We start from the raw sequence: 20,182 nt of genomic DNA on the forward strand, positions 1-20,182 counted from the left end.
CAAATAAACCTCCCTTTAATAGTCGAGCTTTATGATCACATTTTTCTCGCCATCGGCCGAATGGATGCTTTTACTTTACCCTACTGTTTGATTAGCAAGCAATGAAACTCTTTTGACCTCAGTATTTCTATTGTGTACCCTGACTTTTTGCAAATAAGATTCACATTCTGCAAAAAACGTTCATGTTCATATGATAAAAAAGACGGCTCCGTTCCACAGATAATGGAAATGAGTCGTCTTTTCATTGATCTTAACTACCTTGCATTCAGCACAGCTCGAGCGTCACGCAACAGGTAATTGGCCGCCTCTTGTGTAATATGTTTCCCGCTCTGAGCCTCAACTTCATTGATGAAGGGTTGCAAATGATCTCCGCTTAACTTTTTTTGCAAGCTCTTAACTATGCCATCATTGTCAATCCAATGTTTGTCTCCAAAGATAGCCACCAATTGTTTTAACCCTTCGACACTGGCACTTGTTTGGAACGTCCAGGTTGTATTCGTTGTATTCCCTGCTAGATCGCTCGCAGAAACAACAAGCGTGTGTGAACCCAATTGAAGTGTATAAAGATCAATAGGGTCTCCTAGGTGATAAACATGGGCATCCAGTGTTGCCGTTGTCTTGCTTGCATCCAATCCGGAGCTGTTATCGCTCAGTGTTATCACAGGCAGTAATGTTTCGGCAGAGCCTAAATGATATACGCTGTTCGTTACCGTGATCGCCGGAGCCTCAGTATCTATGTTAAATGTTACGGATTTGGCAGCCTCCACCTTCCCTGCCTTATCCGTCGAGCGGTAGATTACCTTATAGACCCCATCAAGATCAAATATCACGGGTTGGTTATACGTTAACCACGTTGCACCATCATCAAGCGTATATTCCGTCTTTACCAGCGTCGAAGAGCTTTCCGCTGCACTCAAGCTTACGGTTACAGGATCCACGTACCAATCATTTGTTCCATTCGACTGTTCAGGCGTGAGCGTGGCGTTCGTGGCGGGCAGCTTGGCGGGAACGGCAACCGTCGCACCGTCATCAACCAGGACCCAGTCAATTTTGCCACTCCAGGTGCTCGTAAGTGCACTAATACGGTAATTCCATCGGTACGATGGCTGGATCATTAGACGCTCAATGGTACCTGTCCAGGCCGGTATTGTCGACATATCCAGCACGTAGTCAACCATTCCACTTCCCGGTACCAGCGGGAAAACAATCCCTCTTCCATCCACTTCATTGCCGGCAGGCCAACCTTTCTCCGGGATGTCGAATGCAGGAGCTTCACTCGTCGTAAACAACAGATAGGCGGTAAATCGGTTGTCGGGATTGGACATGCGGATATGCACATAGCGCTGCGTAGCCGCATCGATTCCCAAACCATTTGGAGAGAGAAGGGCTGGCTCGTAAGCGCCGCTTCCAACGATCTTTCCACTCGATACCGTAACGGGTTTGTATCCCTTATCTATCGGAGTTGCTTCGAACTGTGTAGCAGAATACGTACGGAATTTCATGCTGCGTTTGGACGATCCCTCTGGACCGCGCCAGATGCCTCTGCCATCAACACTGTAATACACGTTCCCTTGAAGATATCGACCTGTGTCGTCATAAGCAATGCCATAGTTGCCACCATTTGGAACCACATAGGGACTGAAAATTTGCCAGCTGTAAAGCTCATTAGGATCAAGTCCCGTAAGCCTCGGATAAACGCTAATAAAGTTCCCCGTCGTGGTAACTGCACTTGGCGGAACTGCTCCTGTGAACAACACCTTGTCATGGGAATCCGCCACTTTAATGTAAAGTGCGCCAGCTGGTGTACCTGACTTATACACCCATACGTCCAATTGAGCCAATGTGCCTGTTGACACCCGGAAGGTTTGGGAACGGGCTTTGTTCCAGTTGATATCTGCTACCTTGCTGGAGCTCCAATCCCCGTTGTTAATGTCGATTTGCGGATCAAGCGGGCGAATCCCGTCCGAGCCTTTGCTGACGTCAGGGTTAATCTTCCATCCCCCGTCGCTGTCAAAGTCCCAGCGAGGACCCGCAGGTTTGGCAAATTGCACAGAGTCAATCCTCACCTCGCCAGTACCTGTACTCGTACCTAGTTCTATGCGAATTTGGTCAATTGTTCCACGCCAGCCTTCAGCTTCAGTAACCGGAATGAGAATGTCGACAAAGCCTTCCGTAAGTCCTTGCATTTCACGGGGGTTGACTTGGAAATTAACCGCTCTATCGTCTGAAAACTCTTCTTCATCCCCCCGAAAAAGAAGGCGACCTGAGCTTACCCCACTGCGGTTAGCAAGACGGAGGCGAATGGCACTGCTTCCCTCCGCCTCAATGCCTAAGGACGGCGGAGAAGTCAACGTTGCGCCAGCCGAAGTCGTTCCAATGGCAAGCCAGCCAGCCTTCACCTGAATGGGGCTATTCGACGTCCAGCCTTGGGCGTCGTTGTCGACTGAAAAATTCCATTCTCCGAGCGTGTCTTGAGAAAGAGCTTCGCCCGTGAAGCTAACGGATGGCGTCCAACTGACTGCCGGTCCACCAGCCGGCGCCACGAAACGAACGACGTCTCCCGGCTGAACGGCGATATCGTCCGCGATCAGCACAGTCCCTTGCACAGTTGTCGTAGCGGCTGCAACTTCGGCCCCATTAACCGTGATGCGTACGTCCGAGGTTCCTGACCGAGCGACTGGGTAACTCCGGATGGCGATTTTTCCGGAACGCGGAGCCGTCCAGGCAAGCTCGGCGGAGGAACCTAGGCTGGGGGTGAGTTCGAAACGTGAAATAGCCACATCACCGTCCCTGTATGTCCCAGAAGCGGAATCCAGCGTCAGATCCGACCAACCTGTAATCGTCGAGCGCTGGTAAGACCACAGGCTGGACGAATTGCCATAGTCAGCAGAAGATTGCGATATCCATTCAGCTTTCTCAAGCTGAAGATTGTTTGTAACGGTGAGCGCTGAGGCCGTTCCCCGCAGGTGTGCTGTCAGAAATGCATACGGCTCGTAGGCGATGTTGTCTGCGATGACTGCATCCGGGACGATGCCATTGCCAACTTGGGCAATAGCCCCGCCGCCTGGATACGGAATGTTATGAATATAACCGTTCCGAACGAAGACATTGGCCCGAATTGAATTCTCGGTGGAATAGTCGTTGGAACCATGGATCGCTAAATATTCAATTCCCCCACCATAATTGTCTGCAAAATAATTGCCTGCGATCAAGACCTTGTTGGTGCCTGCTTCGTGATCGATGGCCACCATGTCCGGATTCTCGGTATTCGGCGTGTTGACAAAGAGATTATTGGCAATAACAACGTCTTTAACCGTTCCCAGATATAGAGCTGCGGTACCCGAATTAGTACGGCATCCTGCTGAACCGTCAAACACAGAGTTACGAATCATCACCGAGGAGGCGGATGCGACTGCGAGGCTGTCGGGGCAACCGGCATCTGTCTGAGCGAATACTTGGGAGGGATCAGGGTTGTTGTTGTCGTCGTCATGCTGATAAAGCTCCTCAATCAGCACATTGCGAAAAATCCGATTGGCAGCATTATCTGGTGAAGCCACAGAAGCCGGGTTAGTGACAGTTCCTTGACTGGCAAATACGATGCCGTGGGCGTTGTGGGTAGTTTCAATGTTGCGCAGCGTTATGCCATCTATTGCGGTATCTGTTCGTGCCAGATTCGTTAAGTTGCGAACGAACATTCCTGCAACACGATTGTCGTGAATATAGAGGTCTTCGAAGATGACATTGCTATTGTTAAGTGTCGAAAAATCCACACGCAGCCCGTACTGAAGGGCCCCTTTTCCATCGGCAGTTGTGTCACCTATATCCAAATTTCTTACAATCACGTTACTTGGATTGGCGATTATCATAGCAGCGTTTGTGCCGTTAGAGATAAATCGTGGACGAGAGCCTTGGCCATAAGCTTCAATGGTGATGGGCTCCGAGAGGGTACCCTGTGGATCGGTAATTTTGACTTGCTCCGCGAAGCTGGTTCCCCTGGCGATGAGAAGACGGTCACCAGGCTCCAGAGTAATTCCGCCAAGCGGAGCGAAGCTGCACCATGGCACATTGGCATCTGTACCGGCCCCATCGTCTGAGCACGTGGTTGTTGCACGGTTGTCGATGTAATAGGATTGTGCAGATGCTTTCGCCAGACTTGGAAGCGCTAACAATGTACTCAACAGCAAAATAAATACGATTGCCGCCATAAGCTTTCTTCTTGCACTTGCGAAGTCAGTTAAAGCTACGTGATCTACTGTTTTCAGATTCGTTTCCTCCTTGGAGTAAATTTCCTGTCAAAAATGTAGGCTTGTGCTTCCTGATCCCGACGACTGATGAGCCTGCCTAACCACACCAGCATGTCGAACTCTCACCTCCTTTTGAATCCTTTTGAAGCAACACATTCAACATTACCCATCTTGTGCACGGCACGCAATGAAACTGTTTTGATGATACATTTCCTGCCGGGATAGGGCATTCGCAAGAAAAGTTCATTCTTCTCAAAAGATGTTCATGTACTTGGGGCAAAAAAACGCTCCTCTCATGTTGACCCGTTTCTTGCTTCAAGATATGCTTAACTAATCATTTGAACGAAGGAGGTGTCTATGTGAAGTATTGGGCAACACGTTTTTTTCAATTGGCGTTCACACCCAAGCTGAAGACCAAAATGCTGGCCTATCTGCTCTTGTTATCAAGCATTCCGGTTGCCCTAATGGGCTTCGTCTCTGCATACAACACCTCAAGGATCATTCGCGAGCAAGCGGTTGAATCGAATGCCGTACTGCTCAAGCAGACAGAAAAAGAATTGAATATGTTCTTCAAGAAGATCGATGATCTGATGCTCCAATATACGTATGCCTCTTCTAACTCAACCCTATTGCTTAAGCGATTTGTTGATGAAGATTTATCTAGCGGGAATTGGAAAACAGTGATGGATTTGAGCGAAATTCTCGTCAAGTTGCAAAGCGGGATGGAGCATGTACTAGAACTTGATTTCTATTCTGTCCCCTACGGCAAAGTACTGAGTTCTCATGGCAATATCTATAAGGAAGAAGAGTTTGGCGACCCGGTGGCGATCAATGAAGCTAAGAAGTTAACCTACTCCAACCGTTTCCTTAATCTTCGCATGTCCGTTTCCAACCAAAAAGTTCTGGAGCGGCCCGTTTTAACCATTATCAAACCAATCCTGCTCAACAATCAGGTGAATGCCGCCCTTATCGTCTATCTGGATGCCGCTTCCATCAGCAGCTACAAACTGGCTCCGCCTGCCCCGTATGAGGGCTCTTCCCTTTTCGTCACGGATGAGCAAGGCAAAATTATTTTACATTCCCAAACCTCCCGAATCGGTACTTCGGCTGACGAAACTGTTGTTAAGAAGATTAAGGAAACTGCCACTTCGGATTGGATTAGTCATGATAAATTAAGTATCAGCGGTACGGTTTCCAATACCGTGATGCTGCGCTCAGATTCGAGGAACTGGTTTTATTTTGCGACTGTTCCTGAGAAATCGTTTATTACAAAAGCTAACAGCCAACGCAATATCATATTGGCTATCAGTTTAGCACTAGCCTTAAGTGGCTTGCTTATCGGCTATCGTGCGTCCAATGTGCTGTACCGGCCGCTCAAGGACCTGACCAATAAGGTGAAGCCTGCGGCCATGAAGACGAATATGGGTACAGATGGCGATGAAGTGATATGGTTGGACCGCTATCTGGAGAGTATCACTTCTGAAAACAGACAACTCTTAAATGAGATGAGCATTTATTTTGATCAAGCTAAGCATTTTATGCTCCACCAATTGCTCGTCGGAAGTATGCCGCATCAGAATTTTCTGCTTGACGAGCAGGAAGCGTTTCCCGACGAATGCTTTTTCATTCCTCTCCTGATCTTGGATTTGAACCGAATGCGGATGATGGAGAACTATTCCCGCCAAGATTGCTCCCTGTTTTATTATGCGGTAGATAACATCACCAAAGAACTACTAAGTGCGTATGGTAAACCGCAGGTTATCATGGTTCAGCCGGGCATGTTCGTCGCCATCGTCCCCATGGCAGACCCGCTGACACAAGAGGAACTGCGTGGTCTCGGTCGCAACCTCCAGGACGCGCTGCATAAGTATCTCAAGCTGGATTCCTATATCACCGTCAGCTATTCTGAAACTGGAACGGACGGCTTGCACGAAGCCTATGAGGAAGCCTCCGACCTTTTGCGCTACCGATTCCTTGCCGGGGATAACCAGGTATTGTTGATTCATGATCTGGAATTTTCCGTTTCCATGCAAGCAGACGTCTTATTTCACAGTGATAGTGAAATTGCCGCTGCCATCCGTCTACAACAATGGAATGAAGCGGAAGGGATCTTCCAGACGCTAATCGATGCGCTTCAAGAATCTTTCAATATTTCTGAGGACCTATTGCGCGGCTACTTTCCTCAATTAGTTAATACGATAGTCAAATCCTTAAGATCAGCGCCACAAGGTCCTTTCGATGATCATAAGGTCCAAGAGCTTATGCTGCATCTTTCCGAGTGCAGTACCCTTGATGAAATCGGATTGTTTTTTCGAAGCCGCGTGTTTGCCGTGCTGCGCCAAGAATACAAGGAGACTGGAGCATCTTCCAGCCGCATCCAACTTGTGGAGCAGGTGCAGGAATTTATTCACAATCATTATGATACGGATCTTTCCTTGCAACAATGCGCAGAACAAACCGGTCTTAACACTTTTGAATTAAGCCGCTTATTTAAACAAGTTACAGGAGTTAATTTTATTGATTACCTGATTGAGTTTCGGATGGAGAAAGCGAAGGAGTACCTAGCCGATCCAACTATGAAGATACAGGATATTGCGGATAAACTGCGCTATTCTTCCATTCAAGGATTTATGCGAGCCTTTAAAAAATCAACGGGAATGACGCCCGGTCAATACCGCGATAAATTTAAAGCCTGAGCACATAGCCATAGCATGCGTTCGACATCTGTAAGCGATTGACATCGGAATATCACTTCCAACCGATGTCCGCTTGTTGGAGCATGCCTTTAATCGCATGGGAAGCTGTCTTAAACAAATCCGCTCCCGAATATCCATGGAATCTCCCTTCTGCTTTAAGGTGCGGCTCCAATGAAAGAAAACCTTCGTACTTGCCTGATTTGAGGGCAGTGAGCAGTTCTGCAAGCTGAGCATCCCCTTCCCCGGCAGGAACGACCTTTCCTGATTCCATCATCGCATCTTTGACATGTATATAAGAAACATAAGCATGTAACAATGGATGGGCATCTGCCATTGGTTGAACGCCACATTGAATAAAGTTTGCCGGATCAAAAGCACTTCGAAAATGAGAAGAATTACAAGCTTCAAATAAATCACGACAGCGTTCTCCCGTGTCCCCATAAATATGCTTCTCATTCTCATGCAGCAGAATCACCTGCTCTTGCTCTGCGATCGCGACAAGCTCCTTCATACGAAGAAGTACTTCGTCCTTATAACGCTCTGGGCGCTCCCCTTCCGGAATAAGAAAAGAAAAAATACGGATAAACGGAGTTTCGAAATATTTTGCCAACGTAATCGCTCTTCGAAAATCAATGAGGTGCGAAGCAAAATCATCCGTAATTTTAATTTTACCGATAGGGGAGCCGATCGATGAGACCTTAATCCCGCGGCTGTCCAACTTCTCTTTTATTTCTTTTACCTGAACGTCCGATAGTTTCAGCACATTGGTTTTCCATACGCTGCGCAGTTCGAGATAACCTATGCCTTCTTCTTGCAGAACATCTAATTGTGTATCCAAATCCGGTGAGATTTCATCTGCAAATCCCGTTAATGTTATCAATGCCTGTCCCTCCATTTAGAAATCCCCATTCTTACGTATTGGCTTGCCGGAGCATCATATCTCACCAGAAGCTCCTCCATCTTGCTCTTCATTCTTTCCTCCAGCTCTTGGTCGCATATCGGCGTCTGCTGCTCCGGATCTTCGACCAGATCATAAAGAAGCGGAGAACCGGTGCCATTATGGTGTCTGCGAGAGGGTACCGGGAAACGATAGACCGGCATTTGCGTCTGCTTGAGGAACCTTCCAACCTCCGCATTAGCATAGCGCTCCGGGTCCGACATGGCTCCCACCGGCATAGCCGTATGGTGATGAACGGTGCTTCCTTCCAGGGGCTGCAAGCAATACGTATACCTGCCGTCCGTTAGGTTAATATCCTTGCCGAAATAACCATAAAGCACAGCGTCATGATGGCTTGAATTGCCTTTGAGTAAATGAACGAGCGACTTGCCCTGCACGTTCTGAGAAGGCACGGCTCCATGGAACTCCATAACCGTAGGCATCAAGTCAATCATCGTTGTAAGCGCATGAACTCGCTTGCTATTCTCTTTTGCATGAGGAGAATATACGATAAGCGGGATGTGTGCCAATTTCGCATAATCAAACATATAATTTTTGGCCCAGTAGCCATTCTCACCAAGCAGGTGTCCATGATCCGTTGTGAGAATAACGGCAGTATCCTTCCATAAATCGAGTTCATCCATGGTATCCATAAGCTTGCCTAGCCATGCATCTGCCATGGTTAAGGTGCCTGCATAGCATTTGCGGATATGTTGGATCGCTTCTTCTCCTTCATGCTCGGTATCGACCTGCTCGTAACTCGGCCAATCAAAATGGTATCTGTCGTCCCAAGTATCCCCGTACATATCAACGTATTTTTGCGGACATAGGAAAGGTTCATGAGGATCAAATGCCTCCACGTGCAAATGCCAGTTATCCTGATCATAGTTGTGTTTAAGGAAATCGATCGCTCTCATAAACGTTTGTGGCGTTGGATAGTCCTCTTCGCGCTCCAGGTCCATGACGGAACGGTTCACCCAATCCTGCCTTCTGTTCTTCCCGCGGTATACCGGGATATCTGGATCTTGAACCCGGGGATGCCAATGATCGCCTTCTTGACCTCTGATAAATTCCCACGTATTGAAGCCAGTATGATACCCCATGCCCTGCCATTCAAAATAATGAAAGTGGTCGGTAACCATATGGCTGTATGTGCTGCGCTGCTTCCGAAGCTCGCGCACCAAGCATTCATCGAATGGTTGAAGCGGACTCCAAGGCGTTTCAAGGAAGTTAAGCCTGCCTGTAAAGAGATCCCTACGGGCAGGCATGCACGGCAATGATCCGGCAAAATGATTGTCGAACACCATCCCCCGCTCTGCCAATCGATCGATGTTTGGCGTCTGCACCCAAGATTCGCCATAACAATTCAAATAATGTCGGTTCAGAGAATCCATCAGAATGATAATTGTCTTCATTGTGACACCTCCTATAAAAAATAGGATGGAGGACTCCCCCATCCTAGCTGAATTTTTATTTCAGGCTTCCAACCATTTTCTCATAGTCCTCGTATTGCTTCTTGGAAATTTCGATGGCATCCTTGGCCAAGAAAGCTTTATCCTTATTCGTTGCATACCAATTCTTATACCACTCTTCTACCTGGGCACCCCCAGCCTTGCTCCAGGCATCTTGCGCATCCTTCAATGCTTGATTGATTGAATATTTCTCGCCGCTCACAATCGCCTTCAACCAGATATCGCCGATGGCCTTGTCCGTATTTGTTTCAATAATATTAAGGTCCTTCGATGGTGTAGGCATATGCTCTGAAATGGTCAGCTCCGGATAAGCACGATCGAAGTTCAAGTACGTTTTCAGGAAATCATCCTGGAACTTTTGATGCTCTTCCTTCCGCGGATCGCTTTTGAACTTAATCAACGGTGCATCGCACTTGGTATAAGCCGTAGCGTTCTGTAGCATGCGCAAATCGATGGTGAGATCCGTCACTTCTTTCTTCTGCTTAGCCGCATCCATGACTTCAGGACAGCCTTCCGTCGTCTTGTAATGCGTCCCCTCAATACCTAGCTCAAGTGTTTTTCCGGTATCTTCCTTACTTAAGAAATCAACATACTTGATCACCGCGTCCGGATTTTTGGCCGTTGCGCTAATTGCTGCCGTCATTTGTACTGGATTTGCAAGTGTCGGCATGAAAGCGCCAAACGGACTTTTTGGATACGCGAGGAAGTCAACCTCGGCTGAAGACACGTTTTTCTTCAAGGGATCAACAATCCCAATTTTCTCAGTGGTCGCATCTTTGTCTAAGAAACCATAAATACCCGTTTTACCGTTAATGAAATCTTGCTTTGCTTTGGCGCCATTCGTATCATTAACGAAATCCTTATCGATCAGACCCTCATCAAACAATCGTTTGGCTAAGATGCTGTACTCTTTATTTCGATCCCAATCAAGGACGAGCTGACCATCCTTTACTACCCATTTGGACGTAGCTCCGAACATCTGCTTCAAGCTGTACACAGAGTTGCCGCTCAGGGAAATACCATACGTATCCCGCTTGCCGTTGCCATCCGGGTCTTGCTCCGTGAACGCTTTCAGCACCGTGTACAGTTCTTCTGTCGTCTGAGGCATGGAAAGGTTCAGCTTCTTCAACCAGTCCGTTCGAATAAACATCCCCCGATTCGGCTGACCACGGTTAATTCGTCCGAAATAGTAAAGTTTGCCGTCATCTTTCATACCAGCTTTTTTAAGTGACGGGTTGTCTTTGAGGATTTGTTTATACTCGGTGCTGTACTTTTCAATCAGGTCATCGAGAGGCATGAACTGCTTTTGCTGCTGCAGCGGATCTCTGGCTTTCGGATTGAATTCGAATAGCAGATCCGGCGCGCTTCCTGAGGCGTACAGGACATTAATCTTTTCCTCTGGCTTCGTCCTCGGAATCGCGACGAATTTCACGTTAGCCGGACCGTTATCGTTAATCCATTTGGTCCAAGCGTTGTTTTCAATCGTGCCAGCATCTGGAGATACTGCACCCCGATCGTAAATCGATACGGTAATATCCTTTTTGGGCGCATTCGATTTGCCTTCTCCCGCTTGCTCGCCATCGCTCGAGTTCGACGCGCAAGCGGCTAGTACAGTCAAGCCGGATAACGAAATCGCCAGCAATGCGGTTAGTTTCAGTTGTTTTTTCATTTTGAAACCCCTCTCGATTATAATTTATATGATTTCAAGCCTAGCCCTTTACGGACCCTAGCATGACACCCTTAACGAAATATTTTTGCAGGAAGGGATAGACCAATAACATGGGAAGCACCATAATAAGTACCCCTGCCGCTTTCAGCGATTCCGGCACCACATCCACAGTCACACCTGAGGTGGCGCCGCTGTTGACTAGCTCCTGCAGCAGGTTCTGGCTTTGAATCATTTTCTGAATGAGTACGGTCATGTTGAACTTGCTTGTATTGTTAATATAAATCAATACATTCATAAACATGTTCCAGTAGCTGACACTGTAGAATAACGTGATTGTCGCGATAACAGGCATTGACAGCGGCAAGACGATTCTCATCAAATACGCCATCTCCGAGCAACCGTCAATTCTGGCTGCATCATCGACTTCACTCGGAATGTTCTCAAAGAACGTTCGCATGACGAGTAGATTGTATGTGCTAATGAGCGCCGGCAGCCAGAGCGCAAAATAGGAGTTCATCAACCCGAGCGATTTCACGACCAAGTAAGTTGGAATCAATCCACCGGAGAACAGCATCGTAAACACCATGGCTAGTGTAAAAAAGCGTCTGCCGTAGAATATGCCTCGGGAGATTGGGTATGCCGTCATGATTGTAACCGTCATACTGAACGCAACGCCAACAATCGTAATAATGATACTGTTCTGCATGGCGGAAAGAATACGCGTTCCTTTTATCAAAGAAGTGTAGGCTTCTATATTCCACCCGATTGGATATAAGGTTACTTTTCCAGAAGCAATCGCATGCGTATCGCTGAACGAGACGGCAATTGTGTTAATAAGCGGAAATAGACAGGTAATACCTAGCAGCGCCAATATGAGATAATTGAAGGAGTAAAACCACTTTTCTCCGACAGTTGGTTTCATTGTATAGTCCCCCTTTACCAAAGTCCCTTGTCGAATTTGCGGGCTAAGGCATTCGCCGTTAAGACAAGGATCAGACCAATGATGGATTCAAATAGTCCCATTGCCGCTGTCAAGCTGAATTGTGCACCTTGCAGACCGATTCGGTACATGAAGGTGCTGATGACATCGGCAACGTTTGACACCGTCGGATTTTGCAAAATATAGACATGATCAAAACCCACTTCCATCAAACGGCCCATGGCCAAAATAAACATCAGAACAATGGTCGTGCTAATTCCCGGAAGCGTCACATGACGAATTTGTTGAAACTTGTTTGCCCCTTCCAGACTTGCAGACTCGTATAGGCTAGGATCAATGGAGGTTAGCGCAGCCAGATAGATAATGGCGCTGAAGCCCATCTCTTTCCAGATACCCGAACCGACGTAGATCGTAATCCATGAGCCGGCATTGAAGAGAAACGGGAACGGTTCTCCTAACGTACTCTTTAAGACATGATTGATTGTGCCCGATTCGGTTGAAAACAAGGTTAGGACAAAGCCGCCGATAATGACCCAGGAGAAGAAATGGGGCAAATAGACAATGGTTTGAAGGGTCCGTTTGTACCATGTCTTTTTAACTTCGTTTAACATAATGGCCAGAAGAATAGGAAACGGAAATCCAGCAAACACATTCAGTACGCTGAGGATAACCGTATTCCGAATGATGCCGACGGTCTGAGGCTGCTTAAAAATTGTTTCAAAATTTTTAAAACCGATCCATTCGCTTCCAAAAACGCCGTCAAAGAAATTATAATCCTTAAAAGCAATCATCAAACCACCCATTGGCGCATATTTGAAAATCGCAAAAAAGAGCAGGCCCGGGATAAAAAGGAGCATCAAGGGAATGTTCGCTTTCCATCTTCGGCGGCGGGATGCCTGCCTCATGCGTCGCTGCATTTCCGCGCTGGACTCGGGTGCTGTAACGGAGTTTGTGGACATTGGTGCGGTTGCCATAGGTTGCAAAGCTCCTCTCAGGTTATTGTCTTATCTCTATTATATAAAGCGTGTCCTGAGTAAGCCTTCGATATTTACGGCGTTATCTTAGAAATCTACAGAAAAAAGAGGCATCGGCATTTGCCGGCCTCTCCACTCTCATTTAATCAACTGGTACATCTTACGGTATTCAGTGGGAGGTTTACCTACCACCTGTTTGAAAGCAGTCGCAAAATAGTTGGAGTCCGTATACCCTACCGCTTCTGCAATCTCTGAGATCTTCATGTCTGTGTTTGTTAACAGCATTTTGGCCTTATCAATTCGGAATCGCGTTAAGTACGATGTGAAGCTTTCACCAGTTTGCTTTTTAAACAGGTTGCTAAAATAGTTCGGATTCAAATGCATGTAGGAGGCCACGCTAACTAAGCTGCATTCCTCAAAATAATGCTGTTCCACATACCGAGTCGTCCTTTCAGCCAATCTGCTGTTGCGTTCCTCCAACCAGCTAGCCAGTGCTTGCTCCATCACCGCAATGCGGCCTCTGACCCATTCTCCGACTTCCTCTCTCGATACCATTCTACGGAGCTTTTGAATTTCCGCACCGATATCCCAGTCTTCTTGCGTTGAAGCAATCTCTTTGCGCATCACCTCACGGATCGCCAATGCCAGACAAAGCGCATCTGCTCTGCTCTGCGGCATCAAAGCGTCGGGATCTTCCCAAAATCGTTGGCGTAAAAAAGCGGACAATTCGGCATGTCGACCCAATAGCAGGAAAGAGGTGATTTCTGCTTGGACCGAGGTCACCTTAGTTTCATCAACGGCTCCTGGTGCAGGAATAAGAACCTCGTCTGCGTCAGAATTTGGAGATTCATCTGCCTCGTAACGTCTGTACATAGAACTGACTTCCATTGCTGAACTGACAACGCCAAGTGACTGCGCCGTGAGTGCAATCCCTAGCAAGCGCTGCACCGTTGCACATAATTCATTGAAGAAATGAAAATGATCATTAGACGTTTCCATAAAAAAGGCAAAACGACCGTACTCTACCGTAATCCACCGGCCGCGATGCTGACTAGCTTCCAACAATTCTTCCATAATATTTACCACAGCAAATTGCAGTAATGGGCCATCCTCGGGCCTGTACTCCTTGCCTTCGGGCGTAAACGTGTCTACACGAATCAGCCAGAAAACATGTCCTGCCAGCAATTCCTCTATCCGCAGATTTTCTCCGCCCGCAAGAGGAGGAAGTCGCAACAGCGCCGCACGAAAGGCATGATCCTCGCGCTCGCGAAGTGCCCTGCGTTCCTTTTCCAGAAACTCTGCTTTTTCTTGGAATTGTGTGTAAGCTTCCCGAAGCACACGACAGATTTCATCGGCAGGGCATGGTTTTAGCAGAAACTCCTTGACGCCATAGCGAACGGCAGCCTGCGCATATTCAAAGTCACGGTACCCTGTCAAAATAATGACCATCGTATGCGGACTGTGCTCCCAGATATATTTTGCCAGCTCCAATCCGTCCATTACTGGCATTCGGATATCGCTTATGATTAAATCAGGCTGTAGTTGCGCAACTTTTTGGATGGCTTCCCGCCCATTTCCTGCTTCTCCAGCAACGGTCCACCCCAAATCATTGGACTCAATCAGTTTGGTTAGTCCTTTGCGAATTAATGGCTCATCGTCGACGATCATGATTACGCCTCTCATCTTACTCCCCCCATGATTTTCTGTTAGGCAAATCTAACCCGTAATCTTCCGTTCGTGGGAGCCGCAACCGGAAAGTTGTCCCCGCATCTTGCTTGGATTCAATCTGTAGACCATAAGGTTCGCCGTACAACAAATTCAGTCGGCGGATAACACTCCGAATGCCGATATGAACGCGTCTTCTTCGCTGCGAAACCTCTTCCGAATGCCGTGTACTGCTCAGAAACTCACCTTCCGACGGTCTCGTACTCACACTGGCAAACCCAGCGCTACGTGCGGATTGCCAAATGGCCTTCAGTTGATCTTCGGTGATCCCTTTCCCGTTGTCTATAATTTCGATCACGATAGCCCCTAGCTCTTCCTCATTCTCCCTATTTATCGTACTTCGGTATGCCCGGATTATCAGAGCTTGTCCGGTCGCCATTTCCGTAAACGCATGCATAAATACATTCTCCACTAGCGGCTGTAAAATTAACCGTGGAACTGGCCATTGTTCGATTCCTTCCTCCAATTGAACCATCGTTTCCAGCTCATGTCCGAACCTGTGATGCTGAATCGTCAAGTAATTGCGGATTTGCGTAAACTCGTCAAGTAATGTCGTTGGCAAATCAACCGGCTCCAAGGCATAGCGCAGCATATCCGACAGCGATACCACCAGCTCTGCTGTATCGAGGTCATCCTGTAGATACAACTTCCAATAAATTGTATCCAGCGTATTATGCAAAAAATGCGGGTTTAACTGTGCCTGAATCGCCGTAAGCTCTGCTTCCCGTTCGCTCAATTGCCGCTCGTACACTTCCTTGACCAGCTTATCCAGATTCTCTGCCATCGCGTTAAAACTGTGTGCCATAAAGCCCAACTCATCATCGCTGCGTGTCTCCAATCGAATCTGAAAATCACCCTCGCGCATTCTACGCATCCCTTGAACTAGCCGATGAAGCGGCCGGAACAGTCGATTGCCGGTCCAGAACACCAATAGACCGGACAATACCACGCTGATAATCCCAATCAAGACATTTACCTGAAAAATGATGCCGCTCTTCGATTGTAGGGCATCCAGCGAAACACGGCTCACTAATGTAAAATCGACTTGTCCAGAACGGCTTTTCGAATATAAATACGGCTTTCCGTCAACAAGATCAACGCTCTTGTTCGTTATGCTGCCCGGCTCAGGCGCAGCGGAGAGCAAATTCAAATCGCTGTATACGAGATTATCCATCTTATCATATAAAAACACATTGGCTTGCTCATCCTTCACAAGCTCATTCAAATATTCCGATATCAGCGATTCATCGAACAGCATGACCATGATGCCGTATTTCTCCTGATTAACCGTCTTCATCTGCCGCGCAGCTGCGAAAAGATGTCTTACCCCTGACGACGTATTGTCACTTGGCAATTGCATTGGAAACCAGATCAAATTGCCGAATGAGCCTTCCAATTTCGCCTTAATATCCAAATAAACGTCCTTACTCAGCCTGGTCGAAGGCGCATTCGCTCCCCCAAATATAAATCCATTATCCTGAACATCGTAGAGATACATCGAGAACAGTTTCGGCTCGTCATATTTGACTTGATACAACAAGCTGTTCAGCTCATCTTGGTCAGACAACTGTGTATAAGTCTCCCTTTTCTCCGTTTGTGCCGATCGTTGCAGCACTTGCTCCACATAAGGATGGAACACAATAAAGTTTGAAATTTTATAGATGTTGCGGATTTGCAAGTCTAGACGGGCAGCAGCTTGCTCATTGGTCTTGGAAAATTGCCTGCTGATTTCCTCAGTAAACAAATGCAAATGAATTTTATACGTAATGTAACCCGAAACTGCAAACGTTATCATCATCACGACGCCAAGGCTAATAATTAATTTTCGCGAGAAGCTTTTACGCATAACCACATTCTATCCTCCCGCTCCATTTTATAGTCTGCAAGGTCTGCCCTTAGTTTACTCTAATCCGATGAGGCGCACCTCTAATTATTGTGTGCATATCTTTAAAAATTACAGGATTTCTGGTACAGGATTTCTGGCGCAGTTCCGAAGTCATTAATACATTCAGTTTCTTGACCTCTGCGTGTATTCCGTCATTAACACAAAAAAGGCAGACGATAAAACAATATCGGCTGCCACAGCAACGAGCTAGGTTCCATATTAGACTCCCGGCGACTCCGGATGATAGCTTGCGCGGAACTCGGATGGTGTCATGCCCGTCGTCCGCTTAAACATTTCGCTGAAATACCTACGTTCTTCATACCCGACGGCTGTCGCTACCTCCTGAACGGGTACGCCTGCGATCAGAAGCGACTTCGCCTTCTGCATACGTTCGGACGTTATATACTGGATTAGCGTCATGCCCATGACCTTTTTGAACAGGCTCGAAAAATAGCTGACGCTCAAATGCACGTGGGCGGCGCACTCGCCTACGGTCAAGTCCCGCTCTAAATTCTGCTTTACATATTCAAGCGATTTAAAGATGATCAGTTGTCCCTCGGACAGTGTGTTTCTCCGGACGAGCTCCCCACCATCACGGCATAACGCCGCAAGTTGTTGCTCAAGTACAGATAAGGCGACGCCCAAGCCATTTGACTTTGATTTGTATGATTGCACGATGGGCTGGATCTCATCCAGCGAAACCAGCTCGAATAAGGTTCGAATAATGGAAGCGGCGAGTTCTTCATAATAACTAAGCAAGTACTCCGGGTTCGGTCTGAGCGTGGCCCCCTGCATCGCAGCGGATAGCTGAAACAGCAAGGCAGCCGCACGTTCACCGTTGCCGGAACGAAGCGCAAGCAGCACCTCCTCCTTGCCATCGAGCGACAAAGGTACCTGTTTGTTGGTTCTCGGAATCTCATCGTAATTGATTGCGCCGTTGCCACCGGTAAACAAGTGATAGCTAAGCGCTTGATCAGCCTGCTTATACGAATCCGTAAGCTCAGCGACTGATTCCGCCCTGCCGCCGACACCGATAGACACGGTAAATTTGGTGAAGCTTTCGATATTTTTGCAGATGAGCTCTGCAATTTGAGTCGCGCTTATGCTCGGCGGATCGTTCAAGATTGCTACAAACCGGTCCGCCTCCAAACGGAACATCAGGCCGCTCACATGCTCACGAATCGTTTCCTTTGCAATATTTTGCAGCGAGAAGCGGATCAGCTCGACCTCATGCATGGATAACTCGGCCTCGTTCTCCTGAAATGCGTCGATTTCCAGCAGCAGTACGATCAGTCCTTGTGGCCGCAGCCCCATATCCAGAAATCCCCATCGCCTCGCAGCCTGCTCCCAGGAGGTCCGGTGCTGTACGAGCAGTCGCAAAAACTCCTGCCTTAGCAGCGGCATGCTTTCGCGCAGCCTTAACTCCATGCCCCTGACGTTCAGCAGCTCCTCTCGTTCCTGCATAATGCGCGCCTTTGCCTTCCTTACCGCCTCCACGATGTCTTCCTCGGTGAAAGGCTTCACGATATAATCGAAAGCTCCAAGCCGAACGGCTTCCTTCGCAGATTCAAAGTCTGTAAAGCTGCTGATGAGAATGACCTTGCAGGCGAGATTCGCTTCGAGCACTTCCCGAAGCATCGTCAAACCGTCCATTCTAGGCATCCGGATATCCGTAATGACGATGTCAGGTTTCTCCCGCATGACGAGCTCGAGCCCGTCCACACCGTTCGACGAGGTGCCTGCAAGGGTCACACCCTCGATCTCCCAATCAATCATTGTTAGTCCGTCAACCACGCTCTTGATGTCGTCTATGATGCTCAGACTGACCTCGTCATGACTTAACATGCTGCATCTCTCCTTCCATCGGTAACGTGATTGTTGCCTTCACGCCCTGGCCTGGCTTACTATCCAGCCGCAGCTCGGCGCGATCGCCGTAATACAGCTGCAGCCGGCTTATCAGATTGCCGATCGCATACCCGTCCTTATTCGGCAGTCCTCCTTTGGACGAAATCGCACCTGTATCCAGCCCAGATCCATTATCGCTGACACGAATCGTGCAAAACTCCCCATCTGACGACCGTTCCACGCATATGTTGATCGCCCCCCCACTGTCCATCTGGTCAAAGCCATGCAAAATGCTGTTCTCAACCAGCGGCTGTAGCATAATACGGGGAACAGGGATCGAAAGAAGCTCTTGCTCGCTCACTCCAATCTCAAAGGTGAACAACCGTTCATAGCAAAACATTTGCAGTTCTAAATATTGGCGAACATGCTGCAGCTCTTTTTCGAGCGTCGTGACCTCTTGCCCTTTATTCAAGCCAAGCTGGAACAGTCGAGACAAGGCCACGACCATTTTCTGCGAAGGCTCCACCTGATTGAGGTTCAGCTTCCAGTAAATTGTATTGAGCGTGTTGTACAAAAAATGCGGATCCATTTGAGCAGAAAGCGCCTTGATCTCAGTCGTTCGCTTGGTCGTCTCCGCCTCTTTGACCTCCTCAATCAGCCTGACAATCTGCTCCAGCATACGGTTAAAACGTAAGCCGATCTGAGCCAGCTCATCTTGGCTTTTGCTTTCAAAGCGGGCTGTTAGGTCGTTCAACTCGACCCGCTTCATGACCTGTTGCAGCCCCTTCAGGGGGAGAAGCAAGTAGCCCGTAAAAGCCCCCGACACAAGCAAAGCCAGCAAAAAGCAGCCAGCGGTAATCACGGCGATCATCCATTTGACGTAGATGAGATCCTTCAATACGTAATGTCTGGATTGAATGGCAACCACGGTCCAGTCATTCAGATGCAGACGAGCGTAATTGAACAAATAGTCTTCGCCATTCAACTCATCGGGTGCATAGCCAGTCTGGGCACCGTTCAAGAGCGCTGCGATGACCCCGCTGTCTACCGCCTCTCGAATCATCGTGCCCTCTTCCTGAAGAGCAGGCTGTCCCTGACCATTCAACAGAAATCGCTCAGCTCCGCCCTCGGCCCCTGTGCCGAGCAGCTGTCGGAGTCCCTCCTCGCGGATGTTAACGACAACGTACACATCCTTCACCGGATCGGCGGAAATAGGCTGCAAAATGAGCGAGACGACCCGGCTGCCGCCTAAAAACAGCGTATCCTCATGGCCTTCGATCCATACATTGCGCTTCTCCTCTGCGGATCGCTTATAAAGCGGCGTCTTCTCAAAAACGGTTTGCCGGTTGAGATTCATTGACGAGGGATAAAATTCGCCGATCGGCGTCGAAACGTAGATCGAATGAATGAGCGGTTCGGCAATCCGCGCCTGGGAAAATACATTATCCATCTCCGTCCAGCGGATAAAATAACTTGACGCATCCACCGCATTCACGTCCTTCAGCATGGCCCGAAAGGGCTGGCTAATCATAAACGTCATCATCACCAGCATTAGCTTGTTCAGCTTCTCGTCTACAATTTTCGCTGATTGCGTGACCGAGTCCTGAGTCAGCTTCATCGCGTTATTCTCCAGGATGTTGGAGGTGATGGAATAGGAGAGCCCGCCAGTCGTCAAAACGGCTAGAATGGTGACGATCAAAAAGGCCAGTCTTAGTTTGCTGCGGAACGATAGCTTACTTCGGTCAAGCATCGGCGACTCCCCCGTTCATCGGGCTTTGCCCGTTGGCTGTATTTA

At 48.1% G+C, this 20,182-nt stretch carries 11 protein-coding genes; 1 reads left to right on the forward strand and 10 read right to left on the reverse strand.

Annotated elements, in window-relative coordinates:
• Positions 1-254: 254 nt before the first annotated feature.
• Positions 255-4,205, reverse strand: a complete 3,951-nt coding sequence (locus ABE504_RS08490) for an OmpL47-type beta-barrel domain-containing protein (protein WP_430087070.1) — start codon at positions 4,203-4,205, stop codon at positions 255-257.
• Positions 4,206-4,603: 398 nt separating this feature from the next.
• Here ABE504_RS08490 and ABE504_RS08495 point away from each other — a divergent pair, with 398 nt between their 5' ends.
• Positions 4,604-6,940 (forward strand): helix-turn-helix domain-containing protein, encoded by a 2,337-nt coding sequence (locus tag ABE504_RS08495; protein WP_430087073.1) that lies wholly within the window; start codon positions 4,604-4,606, stop codon positions 6,938-6,940.
• 52 nt (positions 6,941-6,992) lie between these two features.
• Here ABE504_RS08495 and ABE504_RS08500 read toward each other — a convergent pair whose 3' ends face one another.
• From ABE504_RS08500 to ABE504_RS08540, 9 genes are all read right to left on the reverse strand, one after another.
• On the reverse strand, positions 6,993-7,820 hold the full coding sequence (locus tag ABE504_RS08500) for a sugar phosphate isomerase/epimerase family protein (protein WP_430087076.1): 828 nt from the start codon (positions 7,818-7,820) through the stop codon (positions 6,993-6,995).
• Positions 7,817-9,292, reverse strand: a complete 1,476-nt coding sequence (locus tag ABE504_RS08505) for a sulfatase (protein WP_430087079.1) — start codon at positions 9,290-9,292, stop codon at positions 7,817-7,819. Before ABE504_RS08505 ends, ABE504_RS08500 begins: the two co-directional genes overlap by 4 nt.
• Before the next feature lie 55 nt (positions 9,293-9,347).
• Positions 9,348-11,018: an extracellular solute-binding protein gene (locus tag ABE504_RS08510; protein WP_430087082.1), complete on the reverse strand. Its 1,671-nt coding sequence runs from the start codon at positions 11,016-11,018 to the stop codon at positions 9,348-9,350.
• A 40-nt stretch (positions 11,019-11,058) separates the two neighbouring features.
• Positions 11,059-11,940 (reverse strand): carbohydrate ABC transporter permease, encoded by an 882-nt coding sequence (locus tag ABE504_RS08515; protein WP_430087085.1) that lies wholly within the window; start codon positions 11,938-11,940, stop codon positions 11,059-11,061.
• Between the two features lie 14 nt (positions 11,941-11,954).
• Positions 11,955-12,932, reverse strand: a complete 978-nt coding sequence (locus ABE504_RS08520) for an ABC transporter permease (RefSeq protein ID WP_430087088.1) — start codon at positions 12,930-12,932, stop codon at positions 11,955-11,957.
• A gap of 138 nt (positions 12,933-13,070) precedes the next feature.
• Positions 13,071-14,600 (reverse strand): response regulator transcription factor, encoded by a 1,530-nt coding sequence (locus ABE504_RS08525; protein ID WP_430087090.1) that lies wholly within the window; start codon positions 14,598-14,600, stop codon positions 13,071-13,073.
• Positions 14,601-14,616: 16 nt separating this feature from the next.
• Complete coding sequence (locus tag ABE504_RS08530; RefSeq protein WP_430087436.1) at positions 14,617-16,503, reverse strand: sensor histidine kinase; 1,887 nt, start codon at positions 16,501-16,503, stop codon at positions 14,617-14,619.
• Between the two features lie 258 nt (positions 16,504-16,761).
• On the reverse strand, positions 16,762-18,387 hold the full coding sequence (locus ABE504_RS08535; protein ID WP_430087093.1) for a helix-turn-helix domain-containing protein: 1,626 nt from the start codon (positions 18,385-18,387) through the stop codon (positions 16,762-16,764).
• Entirely contained in the window at positions 18,374-20,137 is a 1,764-nt protein-coding gene (locus ABE504_RS08540) for a cache domain-containing sensor histidine kinase (protein ID WP_430087096.1), read from the reverse strand. Before ABE504_RS08540 ends, ABE504_RS08535 begins: the two co-directional genes overlap by 14 nt.
• Positions 20,138-20,182 lie beyond the last annotated feature (45 nt).

This window comes from Paenibacillus oryzisoli, from assembly GCF_050467285.1.
GTDB classification, from domain to species: Bacteria; Bacillota; Bacilli; order Paenibacillales; family NBRC-103111; genus Paenibacillus_E; species Paenibacillus_E oryzisoli_A.

Bases quoted from the DNA above. Each gene is read 5' to 3' on its own strand.
- ABE504_RS08490 (WP_430087070.1), bottom strand. From the start codon at position 4,205: ATGGCGGCAATCGTATTTATTTTGCTGTTGAGTACATTGTTAGCGCTT.
- ABE504_RS08505 (WP_430087079.1), bottom strand. From the start codon at position 9,292: ATGAAGACAATTATCATTCTGATGGATTCTCTGAACCGACATTATTTG.
- ABE504_RS08510 (WP_430087082.1), bottom strand. From the start codon at position 11,018: ATGAAAAAACAACTGAAACTAACCGCATTGCTGGCGATTTCGTTATCC.
- ABE504_RS08515 (WP_430087085.1), bottom strand. From the start codon at position 11,940: ATGAAACCAACTGTCGGAGAAAAGTGGTTTTACTCCTTCAATTATCTC.
- ABE504_RS08520 (WP_430087088.1), bottom strand. From the start codon at position 12,932: ATGGCAACCGCACCAATGTCCACAAACTCCGTTACAGCACCCGAGTCC.
- ABE504_RS08525 (WP_430087090.1), bottom strand. From the start codon at position 14,600: ATGATCGTCGACGATGAGCCATTAATTCGCAAAGGACTAACCAAACTG.
- ABE504_RS08530 (WP_430087436.1), bottom strand. From the start codon at position 16,503: ATGCGTAAAAGCTTCTCGCGAAAATTAATTATTAGCCTTGGCGTCGTG.
- ABE504_RS08535 (WP_430087093.1), bottom strand. From the start codon at position 18,387: ATGTTAAGTCATGACGAGGTCAGTCTGAGCATCATAGACGACATCAAG.
- ABE504_RS08540 (WP_430087096.1), bottom strand. From the start codon at position 20,137: ATGCTTGACCGAAGTAAGCTATCGTTCCGCAGCAAACTAAGACTGGCC.